General features: G+C 61.7%; 10 protein-coding genes. 2 read left to right on the top strand and 8 right to left on the bottom strand.

The features are described 5' to 3' along the window. Positions 1-43: 43 nt before the first annotated feature. The 6 genes from flgF to AC11W3_RS07625 form a co-directional block, all read right to left on the bottom strand. Positions 44-757: a flagellar basal-body rod protein FlgF gene (gene flgF, locus AC11W3_RS07650; protein ID WP_484088794.1), complete on the bottom strand. Its 714-nt coding sequence runs from the start codon at positions 755-757 to the stop codon at positions 44-46. A 9-nt stretch (positions 758-766) separates the two neighbouring features. Continuing rightward, complete coding sequence (locus AC11W3_RS07645) at positions 767-1,519, bottom strand: FliA/WhiG family RNA polymerase sigma factor (protein WP_484088795.1); 753 nt, start codon at positions 1,517-1,519, stop codon at positions 767-769. Beyond that, positions 1,503-2,423 (bottom strand): MinD/ParA family protein, encoded by a 921-nt coding sequence (locus tag AC11W3_RS07640; RefSeq protein WP_484088796.1) that lies wholly within the window; start codon positions 2,421-2,423, stop codon positions 1,503-1,505. Before AC11W3_RS07640 ends, AC11W3_RS07645 begins: the two co-directional genes overlap by 17 nt. After that, complete coding sequence (gene flhF / locus AC11W3_RS07635; RefSeq protein WP_484088797.1) at positions 2,420-3,820, bottom strand: flagellar biosynthesis GTPase FlhF; 1,401 nt, start codon at positions 3,818-3,820, stop codon at positions 2,420-2,422. The genes AC11W3_RS07640 and flhF overlap by 4 nt, the downstream gene beginning before the upstream one ends. Beyond that, positions 3,810-5,891 (bottom strand): flagellar biosynthesis protein FlhA, encoded by a 2,082-nt coding sequence (flhA, locus tag AC11W3_RS07630; protein ID WP_484088798.1) that lies wholly within the window; start codon positions 5,889-5,891, stop codon positions 3,810-3,812. Before flhA ends, flhF begins: the two co-directional genes overlap by 11 nt. Positions 5,892-6,096: 205 nt before the next feature. Further along, positions 6,097-6,252, bottom strand: coding sequence for a hypothetical protein (locus AC11W3_RS07625; protein ID WP_484088799.1), 156 nt, complete (start codon positions 6,250-6,252; stop codon positions 6,097-6,099). A gap of 38 nt (positions 6,253-6,290) precedes the next feature. Between AC11W3_RS07625 and AC11W3_RS07620 the strand changes: the two genes are divergently transcribed. Further along, a complete protein-coding gene (locus AC11W3_RS07620; RefSeq protein WP_484088800.1) occupies positions 6,291-7,526 on the top strand; it encodes a BamA/TamA family outer membrane protein in 1,236 nt (411 codons plus the stop codon). A gap of 31 nt (positions 7,527-7,557) precedes the next feature. On the opposite strand, the gene mnmL is transcribed toward AC11W3_RS07620, so the two are convergent. Further along, positions 7,558-8,487: a tRNA modification radical SAM protein MnmL/YtqA gene (mnmL, locus tag AC11W3_RS07615; protein ID WP_484088801.1), complete on the bottom strand. Its 930-nt coding sequence runs from the start codon at positions 8,485-8,487 to the stop codon at positions 7,558-7,560. 433 nt (positions 8,488-8,920) lie between these two features. On the opposite strand from mnmL, the gene AC11W3_RS07610 reads away from it, so the two are divergent. Beyond that, positions 8,921-11,413, top strand: a complete 2,493-nt coding sequence (locus AC11W3_RS07610; RefSeq protein ID WP_484088802.1) for a helicase C-terminal domain-containing protein — start codon at positions 8,921-8,923, stop codon at positions 11,411-11,413. A gap of 182 nt (positions 11,414-11,595) precedes the next feature. On the opposite strand, the gene AC11W3_RS07605 is transcribed toward AC11W3_RS07610, so the two are convergent. Then, on the bottom strand, positions 11,596-12,315 hold the full coding sequence (locus AC11W3_RS07605) for a ComF family protein (protein ID WP_484092751.1): 720 nt from the start codon (positions 12,313-12,315) through the stop codon (positions 11,596-11,598). Between the last annotated feature and the right edge of the window lie 102 nt (positions 12,316-12,417).

Here is a 12,417-nt window from a genome sequence, read left to right as displayed (position 1 = left end):
TGGTTTACATATCCCCCCTTTGAAAAGGGGGACTTCAACTCTCCTAGACCTTGCCCAGGTCGTTGGCGGCCTTGGCGGACAGCTCGTCGTAGCTTCTGACGGCCCTGCTGCACGACTCGAAGTAGCGGCTTGTCTCGATCATCCGCGCCATCTCCACGACCACGTTCACGTTGGAGCCTTCGAGGAAGCCCTGCCTCACATCGGCCGTCGAGGTGGTCGGGGTGGCCTGCGGGTCGGAAGGGACGAAGAGCCCGCTCCCCAGCTTGTTGAGCGCGTACGGCTTGGCGAAATCGACCTGGCTGATGGTCCCGGCCGCGGTGCCGTCGACGCTGACCACCCCCTTGGGGGAGATCTCGACCCGGCCTCCGGAGATGGTGATCGGTCCGCTGGTCCCCTGCACCTCGTAGCCGTCGGCGTTCACCAGCTTGCCGCTGGCGCTGCGCTGGAAGTTCCCCTGCCTGGTGTAGGCCTGCCCCTGGGGGGTGTTGACCACGAAGAAGCCGTCCCCGTCCAGTGCCAGGTCGAGGGAGTTGTCGCTCTTTTGCATGGTCCCCTTGGAGAAATCCGTGGAGAAGCGCTCGCTGCTGAAGGTCGGCTGCTGCGTCGGATTATTGACGCCGGCCAGCACGCTCTCGAATTCGATCTGGTCGGCCTTGAATCCGGGGGTGCTGGCGTTGGCCAGGTTGTTGGTGATCACCTCGAGCCGGCGCTGCGCCGAGAGGTTCCCCGACAGTGCGGCATACATTCCGCTGTTCATGCTCCCCCCCTAGGCGACCTTTTTCATCTTGCCGCGCAGCCTGATGATGGCCTGGCTGTGCAGCTGCGAGATCCTGGACTCGGTAAGATCGAGCACCGCGCCGATCTCCTTGAGGTTCAGCTCCTCGTAGTAGTAAAGCGTGATCACGATCCGCTCCTTCTCGGGGAGGTTCTCGATGGCCTCGGCCAGCCGCTCCACCGTCTGGCGGGCGATCATCTGGTTCTGGGGGCTCTCGGTCCCCTTGTCCTCCAGCACATCCAGAAGGCCGAAGGGGGCGCCGTCCTCGTCATGCCAGGCGTCGTCCAGGCTGACGAAGGAGAGGAGGTGGATCTCCTCCAGGAGACGGAAGTAGTCCTTGAGCTCGAGCCCCATGGCTACGGCCACCTCGTCGCTGGAGGGATTGCGCCCCAGGCGCTGCTCCAGCATGGAGAATTCCTTCTCCAGCTTCTTGAACTTGTCCCTGAGACTCCTGGTCAGCCAGTCCTGGGCCCTGAGCTCATCCATGATGGTCCCGCGGATGCGCTGCTCGGCGAAGGTCTTGAACTGGACCCCCCGGTTGGGATCGAAGCGCTCGGCGGCCGAGATCAGCCCCACGATCGCGGCGCTCCTCAGGTCTTCGCGGTCCAGGTGGGGAGGGAGCGACGAGGCGATCCGGTCCACGATGAACTTGACCAGCGGGAGATGGGAGACGACGAGTTCGTCCCTGCTCAGTGGCACCCCGCGATGCGCTTCCTGCTCGTAGGCCTTAAGAAGACAGTTCATGATTCCTCCACTGCTTTTTTGCTGCGATCGGATCTATCTGCATCTGGAGAGCATCGCCCCCCTCTTCTGACATTATCTTGTGGGCCAGTGCCCGAAAACCGATGGAGGCCCTCGCGTCGGGATAGAGGCGGCAGAGTGCGCCGCGCCTCCTGACCGATTCGACCAGCATCTCGTCCTGGAGGATGCAGCCGGAGTATTCCATGGAGACGTCCAGGAAGCGCCCGGTGATGGTCGAGAGCTTGGCGTAGAGCGAGGCCCCTTCCTCGGCGTTGCGGCACATGTTGACCAGCAGCCGGAAATGTATGCCGCCGTCCCGGCTGGAGAGGGTCTTCATCAGGGCGTAGGCGTCGGTGATGGAGGTCGGCTCCGGGGTCACCACCAGCATGATCTCCCGCGACAGCGCGGCGAAGCCGGTGACGTTGGCCGAGATGCCGGCCCCGGTATCGATCAGGTAGTAGTCGAAGCGGTCCTGCAGCCGCACCATCCCCTGCAGCAGGGAAAAACGCTCGCTGGGGGAAAGCGAGGTGTACTGGTGCAAAGCCATCGACGCGGGAAGTACGCTGATCCCTTTCCCTGCGCCGAGCACCGTCTCCTCCATCGTCGTCTCGCCCGAAAGGACGTGGTGCAGGGTGTGCTGGACCTCGAGGCCGAGCCTCAGGGAGATCCCGCCCATCCCCAGGTCCGCGTCCACGATCAGCACCCGCTTGCCCAGCGAAGCCAGCGACTCGGCCAGGTTGACCACGACCGAACTCTTGCCGACCCCGCCCTTGCCGCTCGTCACCGATATCACCCGGAGCCCGTCGCGCACCTTCAGCCGCGGCGGCCCCTCGTTGCGCGCCTTGTTGCGCCCTGCCAGTTGTCTCAAGGTATCCGCCTGATCTGCTGCGCCACGTGATGCGCTCATCGTCCAGCCTCCTTGACCACCAGGGAGGCTACCCTTCTCCCGGTCGCGAGTTCGATATCCTCGGGAACCTTCTGCCCCGTTGTGAAGTAGGAAAGCGGCAACCTGTGCTTGAGGTGCGTGTCGACGATGCAGCCGTAGCTCTCGCTTTCGTCGAGCTTGGTGAAGAGGAGCTTGCTCACCGGAAGCGCGCCGAACATGGCCACGATCTCGTCCAGCTCCCTGGGCCTGGTGGTGGCCGAGAGGCAGAGGTAGGTCTCGATGCCGGGCTGGCACTCCAGGAATCCCTTGAGCTCGTCGATCCGCTCCGAATCCTTGGGGCTTCTCCCGGCGGTGTCGATCAGGATCAGGTCCTTGTCGGCGTGCTTGGCCAGGGCCTGGTGCATCTCCTGGATGCTGGCCGCCACCTCCAGGGGAAGGTCCATGATCTTGGCGTAGGTCTTCAACTGCTCGACGGCGCCGACCCTGAAGTTGTCGGTGGTGATCAGGGCCACCGACAGCCGGCGGTTCAGGGCGTGCATGGCGGCCAGCTTGGCGATGGTGGTGGTTTTCCCTACCCCGGTGGGGCCGACCATGGCCATCACCTTGGGGCCGTTCTTCTTCATGCGCACACTGCCGGTGCACTTGACCAGCGAGGTCAGGGTCTGCGCCAGCAGCGCCGTCAGCTCCTTCGCCCCCGCACCCTCCCGGGCCGCGGGGCGCACCCGCTCCATGAGAAGCTCCACCGCCGCCGGGCTGAGCTCCTCGGCGCGCAGTTCGGCGGCCAGGCGATCGAGGAGAGGATGCTGCTCGGAAAGGACATCTTTCTCCTGCAGTGCCCGGTAAGGCTCGACATCGTCGGCGGCCGCCTTGGGCTGCTGCTCGACCGGCTGCGGCAGCGCGTGCTGGCCTCCTGCATCGGCCAGCGGGAAGGTCAGCGGCTTGGGCTGCTGCTTCCCGTCCTTCACGGAAACCGCGCTGTAGAGGAGCTTCTTGATCTCTTCCAGTTCCTCCTTGGCGAAGGTCCTCGGCCCCTCCTGCTCCGCCGCGGCCTGAGGCCGTGCCGGCTGGACGGGGGCGGCGGCCGGAGCGGCCTCCTTCTTCGCCAGCGCCTCGACGCGCTGCTTGAGCTCGCGCACCTCGCGTGCCAGCGGGCCCAGCATGGAGTTCTGGAACTCATCGCGGGTCGAGAGCTCGCGCTCCGGTGGGGGCGGCGGCTCCTCGCGATAGGGGTTGGGACGCGCCACGGGCCGCGGCTCCAGGGCCGCCGTCACCTCGAAGTACGGCTTGCTGAAGTAACCAAGGATCCCCCTGCGCCTCTCCTTCTTGGAGGAGAGGATCATGGCATCCAGCCCCATCTCGGCCTTGACCATCCGCAAGGCCTCCGACATCTCCGCTGCCTGAAAGGTTTTAACTAGCATTGAGCACCACCACCCCTAAAGATTGGATTTTAATATTGGGCGGGATCTCGTTGTGCGAGATGACCGCTAGATTTGGCATGTAACGTTCCGTCAGTTTCTTCACATGACGCCGTATGGTCGGCGAGGCCATCAGCACCGGCAGGGAGCCCGCGCCGTCAAACTGTTCAGCATTGCGCCTGATGACCTGAAGGATGCGCTGCGCCACGTGCGGGTCGATGGCCAGGTAGCTCCCCTGCTCGGAGAGCTGGACCGAGTCCGCGATAGTCTCCTCGACCTCGCGCTCCATGGTCAGCACGCAGAGGGTGTCGTCCTCGCGCTTGTACTGCTCCACGATGTACCTGCCGAGACTTTGACGCACGAACTCGGTCAGCATGTCCGGATCCTTGGTGACCCCGCCGTAGTCGGCCAGGGTCTCCAGGATGGAGCGCAGGTCCCTGATGGAGACGCTCTCCTTGAGGAGGTTCTTGACCACCCTGAGCACGGTACCGAGGCTCAAAAGCGACGGGACCAGTTCCTCCACGACTTTGGGGAGGGTGGAGGCGATGCCGTCCAGAAGCTGCTGCAGTTCCTGGCGCCCGACCAGTTCGTGGGCGTGTTTCTTGATGATTTCGCTGATGTGGGTGGCCAGGATGGTGGTGTTGTCGACCACCGTGTAGCCGGAGATCTGCGCCTGCTCCCGCTCCTTCCCCTTGATCCAGATGGCAGGGAGGCCGAAGACCGGCTCGGTGGTCCTGATCCCCTCCAGCTGCCCGGTGGCGCCGCCGGAGTCCATGGCCAGGTACTGGCCTGAGAGCTCGCCGCCGCCGACTTTGGCGCCGTTGATCAGGATGTTGTACTCGTAAGGCTTCAGCTGCAGGTTGTCGTGGATGTGGATCGGCGGCACGATGAAGCCCATCCGGTCCGCAACCTGTTTCCTGATGGAGCGGATGCGGTCCAGGAGCTCGCCCTGCTGGTTGGCGTCGACCATCGGCACCAGGCCGTAGCCGACCTCCAGCTCCAGCATGTCCAGCGGCCGGATCGAACTGATCTGGTCGAGATCCTCCTCCGCGGTCTGGGCTGCCGCCGCCTCTTCGACCTCATCCACCTTCTTCTCGACCGCCATGCGGCTGATCAGATAGGAGACGCCGGAGAGGAGCAGGAAGGCGAAATGCGGAAGCCCCGGGATCATGGCAAAGAGGAAGAGCACACCGGAAGCGACCTGGAAGGCCTTGGGGTAATTGAGGAGCTGCCCTGCGATCTCGTGGCCGAAGTTGTTCTCGTCGGCGGAGCGGGTCACGATGACGCCGGCCGCGGTGGAGATGATCAGCGCCGGGACCTGGGCCACCAGGCCTTCCCCGATGGTGAGGAGGGTGTAGTTGGCCAGCGCGTCCTGAAGGGGCATCCCCTTCTGCCAGACGCCGATCACGAAGCCGCCGACGATGTTGACCAGCATGATCATGATGCCGGCCACCGCGTCCCCGCGGACGAACTTGCTGGCACCGTCCATGGAGCCGTAGAAGTCGGCCTCGCGGGCGATGTTCTTGCGGCGGGCCTTCGCTTCCTTGTCGGTCAGCAGGCCGTTGGAGAGGTCGGCATCGATGGCCATCTGCTTGCCCGGCATGGCGTCCAGGGTAAACCTGGCGGCCACCTCGGCCACGCGGCCCGCACCCTTGGTGATGACCACGAAGTTGATGATGACCAGGATCAGGAAGATGACCGCGCCGACCACGTAGTTGCCGCCGACCACGAACTGGCCGAAGGCCTTGATGACCCCGCCCGCGGCCTCGGTTCCCTCGTTGCCGTGGATCAGGATCAGTCGGGTGGAGGCGATATTGAGGGCGAGCCTGAAGAGTGTGGTGACCAGGAGTATCGATGGAAATACCGAGAAATCGAGAGGTTGTATGGTATAGAGGCAGACCAGCAGGATTACCAAGGCGATGGTGATGTTGGCGGCAAGGAAGACGTCAAGCAGGAACGCCGGCAGGGGGACGATCATCAGCGAAAGTATCCCTATCAGGGCTACCGCCATGTAGATATCCGAATTCCTGCCGGATGTTGGTACTGCCAGAGTGTTCGCTGCGGTGTCGGCCATACTTGTAACTTCCTCGCCTTTGGGTTTCCTGTCGGCACCGGACTCAGTGCAACCGGTATGCCATCTCCCCGGGAAGTTCTTGTCGCCGCCTCTCCTCGGCAAAAACCTGATAAAAACCACTGAAGAGGTCCAAGCACACGCCGATAAGGCTAGTTGCCACCGTCATTTTTAACGGTCACAAGTCAACATTTTGACCTTTACGCCTTCACTGACAGCCGACCGTCAGCGCGACCAGCGACCTTCTCCCTTCCCACCAGCTCTTGTCGTTCTCGCCCCTGGCCGTGCTGTCATGCTTTCCAACCTCCGCTTGCCTCAGGCGGGACGCCAGTGCCGGAATTTTTCTGTTGATAAAAAGCCGCATTACCTTTATCTTTTTCAAATTTTTCGCGAAGGGCATTCATGCATATCAGGCTTCTCATTACCCTCATCCTCATCACCGTGGCACTCACCGGCTGCACCAGTTACCTCCCCACAGGACAGTTCCCGCTTCCCAGGATGGAGCAAGAGACGGTGAAGGTGGTTACCATCCCGCTCCCTGTCATCGCCTCCAGCCCCAATGAAGGCATGACCTACGGCGCGCTCACCGCCTTTCTGCTCCACAACAAGAAAGATGAGATCTCGACCCTGATCGCCCCGCAGGTGAACCATAACGACAACTACGGGACCACCGCCACCGTCTACGGTGCCTTCTATCCTTCTCAGGACCGGAGCGTGGAGGTGAACCTGGCCAAGTCGAGCAAGGTGAACGACGATTACGAGCTCAAGCTGCGCGACCAGACGCTGCTGGACAAGAAGCTCGAACTGAACGCCTTCATCTTCGCCTACTCTGACGGTTCGGCCCGCTTCTTCGGCTTCCAGTCCACCAGTTCGCCCGAAAACGAGACCAATTACGCGGACAAGGAGAAGGGCTTCACCTCGTCGGTCGGCTACCCCGTACTTGACCACACACAACTCGTTTTCGGAGAGCGCTTCAAGCGGGTGAATATTGGAGAGGGGGCGGTGAAGAAGGTCCCATTCCTGCGTGACGTCTTTACGCCGGAAGAGGTGCCGGGCAGCACCGGGTTCACTGCCCATGCCCAGATGCTTTCCCTGGTCTACAGCACCCTCGACTCTCCGACCATCCCGGTTTCGGGGGTGCGCGCCAAGATCTCGGCGGAAATCAGCTCCAAGGCGCTGGGGAGCAGCGAGAACTACAATCACTACGAGGCGGAGATCAAGGGCTTTTACCCCGTTGACGACGGCCGCTTCATCACCGTCGGGAGGCTGGGGTACAACCAGACACTGGGAGACGGGGTTCCCTTCCTGGAACGGAGTTCGCTGGGAGGCGAGACGACCTTGAGGGGTTATGGCAGGTATCGCTTCATCGACAGCAGTTATCTCTTATGCAACATAGAGGAGAGGATCAGGCTTTTCCGGTGGGAGATCTTTGACGTCCGGGCGGACTGGGAACTTGCGCCCTTCATAGATCTGGGGGGGGTGATGAAGTCACTGGCGGAAGCCAACGGCAACGCCTTCGAGTTCAATCCAGGGATTGGCTTTAGAGCCGTGATACGCCCCAACATAGTGGGCCGCATCGATGTCGGCATAGGCCGCGAAGGTCCCGCCGTCTTCGTGGGGCTCGGGTATCCGTTCTAGTATCTTTGTGCCGCGAAAGGCGCGGCCAGGATCAGGCAAGGCCTCCAACAAAGCTGCCTTGCCTGCTCCCCCTTCTCTTCAGCTCATTATCGATGCAGTTCAGCACCTCGAATTTGTGCAGGGACCAGAGGGGAGCGATGAGGTCCTGGCGGTTGCCGTCGCCGGTCAGGCGCTGCACCACGATCCTCGGGTCGAGCCGCTCGAGATAGTCACAGACCAGGCCTACGTACTGGTCCCGGTCCATGACCTTCACCCCTCCTTGCCGGTACTGGTCAGCCAGCCGCGTCCCCCGCATCACGTGCAGCAGATGGATCTTGATGCCATCGACTCCGGCGTCATTGAGGAATTGGGCACCGGCCAGCATCTCCTCCGGGGTCTCACCCGGAAGCCCGAGTATCACGTGGGCGCAGGTCCTAATCCCCCGCTTCTTGCAACCCTCAAGCGCAGTCATGAAGGCGGCGACATCGTGCCCCCTGCCGATGGATGCCAGCGTCCTGTCCAGCGGCGACTGCAGGCCCAACTCGAGCCAGAAATAGCAACGCTCGGCATAGGAAGCGAGCAGGTCGAGGGTCTCCTCCGGCAGGCAATCCGGCCTGGTCCCCACTATCAGCCCCACCACATCAGACACCGATAGAGCTTCGTCATACAGCGTTTTCAGCCGCTCTACGGGCGCATACGTGTTCGAGTAGGACTGGAAATAGGCGATGAATTTGGCGGCCTTGTATTTCCGGACCATCACCTCCTTGGCGTGCTCGAGCTGTCCGGCGACTCCTGCGCCGTGGAGGATCCCGAATGAGCCGGACCCTTTCCCGCCGCAGAAGATGCAGCCGTCCACGCCGATGCTGCCGTCCCGGTTCGGGCAGGTGAAGCCGGCGTCCACGGAGAGCCTCTGGACCTTGCAGCCGAAGACTCTCTTCAGCTCATCGGAAAATGCGTTGTAGCGGTGCGTCGTTTCTTCCATGTCCCTCTTCTATCATAGTTTAATGGGAGATGGGAACAAGTCATCCTTATGAGTAGATCGCCGCCCGGCAGTAACTCTCCCCTGGCACATTCCCTTCCCGCCCCGCGCGTTGAGCTACGTCCCGCAAAAGCGATGAATTTCCCGTCAACAAAGGAGGATTCCTGGCGGCAAGGTTGCCGGTGCCGGCGTTGCCGAATCTCCCCTGCCCCCCTTTTTCAAAGGGAGGAGAGTTACAGCCTTCAAGTCCCCCTTTGACAAAGGGGGATTTAGGGGGATTTCATGCCGGTGCCGGCTTCACCCACCCCCCCGGCCCCCTCCCATCAAGGGAGGGGGAGTCCTCAACGATAGGGGATGTAAATTCGTCTACAGCGAGCCCGCTTTCCCCCCCGTTTTCTGTTGCGCGGATAGGCTAAAGTCTGTATTTTCAACGACTATGCAAAAGTGTTTTTCGGCTCACGCCATTGAGCAACTCCGTTCAGCAATCAGCGACGCAGAAGGCAACGAGGTCTTTTTTCTCGGTCGTACCGACGAAGCCCGGGTAGTCGTGGAGGTCGAAGCGCTCGCCCGCGGCAACAAGGATGCGGTGCCGGCCATCATGATCGCCTGCTCCTTCGGCGACGTCGTCATCCATAACCACCCCTCCGGCAATCTCACCCCCTCCCAGGCTGACATTGAAATCGCCTCCCTCCTCGGCAACCAGGGGATCGGCTTCTATATCGTCGACAATCTCGGCGAACGCTGCAACCAGGTCGTCGCCCCTTTCTCCAGGAAGAGTGTGGAGCTGCTGTCTTATCCCGAGATCGAGCGTTTCTACGGGCCGGAAGGCGCACTGTCCCGGGCCCTGCCCGGATACGAGCACCGGCCGGAACAGACGAAGATGGCTGTGATGCTGGCTGAAGCCTTCAACGAGGAACGTGTGGCGGTGATCGAGGCCGGCACCGGGACGGGAAAGTCCCTCGCCTATCTCCTTCCTGCGGCACTGTGGGCGGTCAGGAACAAGGAGCGGGTGGTCATCTCCACCAACACCATCAACCTCCAGGAACAGCTGATCCAGAAGGATATCCCCTTCCTGCAGCAGCATGCCGAGATCAAGTTCCGCGCCGTCCTCGTCAAGGGAAGAGGCAACTACCTCTGCCTGCGCAAGCTCCACCTCAATGCCGCCGATTCGTCTCTCTTCAAAGACGAAACGGCGGAGGAGCTGGACGCCATCGTGGCGTGGAGCAAGAAGACCGAGGAAGGCTGCCGCAGCGACCTGTCCTTTATTCCGAAGGACGAGGTTTGGGAGGAACTCTGCTGCGAGGCCGACCAGTGCACCCGCGTCAAATGCGCCTACTACGCCCGCTGCTTCTTCTACAAGGCCCGTCGTGAAGCCGCCGGTGCCGACGTGCTGGTCGTCAACCACGCATTGCTGATGGCCGACCTTTCCGTGCGTCAGGAAACCGGCTACGACGCGACCGCAATTTTGCCGCCCTTTACCCGGCTGGTGTTCGACGAGGGACACCACATGGAGGACGTGGCAACGAGCTTCCTGTCGAGCCAGGTCTCCCGGCTCGGACTGGTGAAGCTGCTGGGCAAGCTCCAGCACCCCAGAAAGGCGCACCGTGGGGTCCTGCCGCAGCTTTCAACGCAGCTCTCATCGGCGGTGCCCGAATCGCAGGACGACCTTTACCTGGAGATCGCGGAGGTTCTGGAAGGAAGACTGATCCCGAAACGTGTAGCCGTCCTCGATTCAGTCACGAGAGGGATGGACGCCATCGCCGATGCCCTCTTGAAGAGGCTGAAGAAAGAAGGGGCGGAGCAGAAACTGCGGGTGACGCCCTCGCTTTATTCCTCACCACTTTGGCCCGAGGTCACGGTCCGCGTGGAGGAGATGTGCAAGGAGCTCGCGGATTACGTGGTGGCCCTCCAGGCCTTCCTGAAGGGTTGCGAGAAGCTGTCGGACAAGGTGCTGGAGAAGCTGGCGGGGCCGCTGACGGATCTTCGCGGAATAAAAGGTCGACTTGAATGCACGGTGGAGGCCCTGCGCTTCTTCACCTCCCGCGATGACGATTTCTGCCGCTGGTTCGAGCTGAAGAAGGGGCCGACAGCGAAGCTCTGTTCATCCCCCCTTGAGGTTGCGGAAACGATCAAGAAGGCGATTCTCGACCGTTTCAAGACGGTCGTTGTCACCTCGGCGACACTGGCTGTTGGAGAGAAATTCGATTTCCTGAAAAGAAGGACCGGGATCGATCTTCTCCCGAAGCTGAAGGTGAATGAGCTCCTTCTCCCCTCTCCCTTCGACTATGCGAAACAGGCCTTGGTCGCAGTCCCGTCCGACATGCCTGAGCCGACCTCGCCGCTTTTCGAGGCGAGGCTCTGCGAGCACCTGCTGAAGGCGCTGAAGATCTCACAGGGACGGGCCTTCGTGCTGTTCACCTCATACGATCTCCTGATCCGGGTGAGCAACCGCTTGGCGGAGCCGCTGAAAGCCGCGGGACTGACACCGATGCGCCAGGGCGAAACCAACCGCCACCTCCTCCTCACCAGGTACAGAACCGCCACCAATCCCGTTCTCTTCGGCACGGATTCCTTCTGGGAAGGAGTTGACGTGCAGGGGAAAGGACTTGAGTTGGTGGTCATTACCCGCCTCCCCTTCCGGGTTCCGACCGAACCGATCCTGGAGGCCAGGAGCGAGCACATAACGGCCATGGGGGGAGACCCCTTCATGAGCTACACCGTTCCTCAGGCTGTCATCAAATTCAAGCAGGGGTTCGGGAGGCTGATCAGGAGCAAGGAAGACCGTGGCGCCGTCCTGATCCTGGACTCGAGGGTGCTGACCAAGAACTACGGCAAGGTCTTCCTTACCGCCTTGCACGGCGTGAAGGTCATGAGAGATGTGGAGTCAAGACTGTGCGAGGAGATGGAGACCTTCTTCGGGCAGGTCTGACGTCAAGAGCATGACCACAGAGGACCCAGAGGGAGATGGACGAGACAGAGGTACTCAGAGTTGAGAAACTCCCCCCTTGTCAAAGGGGGGGGCGGGGGGGATTGCCTTGGCAGTCATTGACCCGCGACACCGGCTAGAAAGCAAATCCCCCTGAATCCCCCTTTGCTAAAGGGGGAATTTAACTACTTGTGCCCGCCGCGAGCAACCGTCACGGCAAAGACGGCCGGGACATCGGCGTCTTGCAGCGCCTCGGCGCATGCTTTCATGGTGCTCCCTGTGGTCAGGACGTCATCCACCAGCAGCACCCGTTTCCCCGCCAACCTCTTTCTATCCCTCACCTCGAATGCTCCCCTCACGTTAGAAACACGGGCTGCAGCATCCAGCGTCGTCTGTGGTTCCGTCCACCGCACCCTCCGCAGGTTCCCGATCTCCAACGGCACCGTCCACTGCTTCTCCAGGACTTTCCCTAGCAATTGAGACTGATTGAAACCCCTTTGCCGCAGCCTTTTACGGTGCAGCGGCACAGGGACAATCACATCTGGCGCCGCCTCTGCGCAGAAAGGCGCCAATGTCACAGCTTGCAGTATCCCCAGAGGTTCGGATAGATGCACCCGATTCCCGTACTTGAAGCGGTGTATCAACTCCTGGACAGGTCCCGACAATAACGTGGCGGAGCGGCAGACGTGCGATTGAGGATGGGCGAGGCAGGCGCCGCAGGTATGATTCTCGCCGTCTTCAGTAGCGAAGGGAGAGCCGCATACGGTGCAAAGGGGGGAAACGAGGAAGGAGACCTTGTCGAGACAGCTGGCGCAGATCAGCAACTGGCCGGCCTGCGGGATGAAAGTCTTGCAGACGTGGCAAAGGGGCGGAAAGAAGAGATCTAGCAGAGAGCGGAAAAACATGCCTGCCTCCGGCTGGTCAACCGCGACAGAAATAGTTTAAGCCCCCTCTCCCTCCAGGAGGCAGGGCTTGCGCGCCGAAGGGCGGCCAGCAGGCGGGATAAG

This window comes from Geomonas sp. (assembly GCF_056994735.1).
This window is presented reverse-complemented; position numbering and strand designations above follow the sequence as displayed.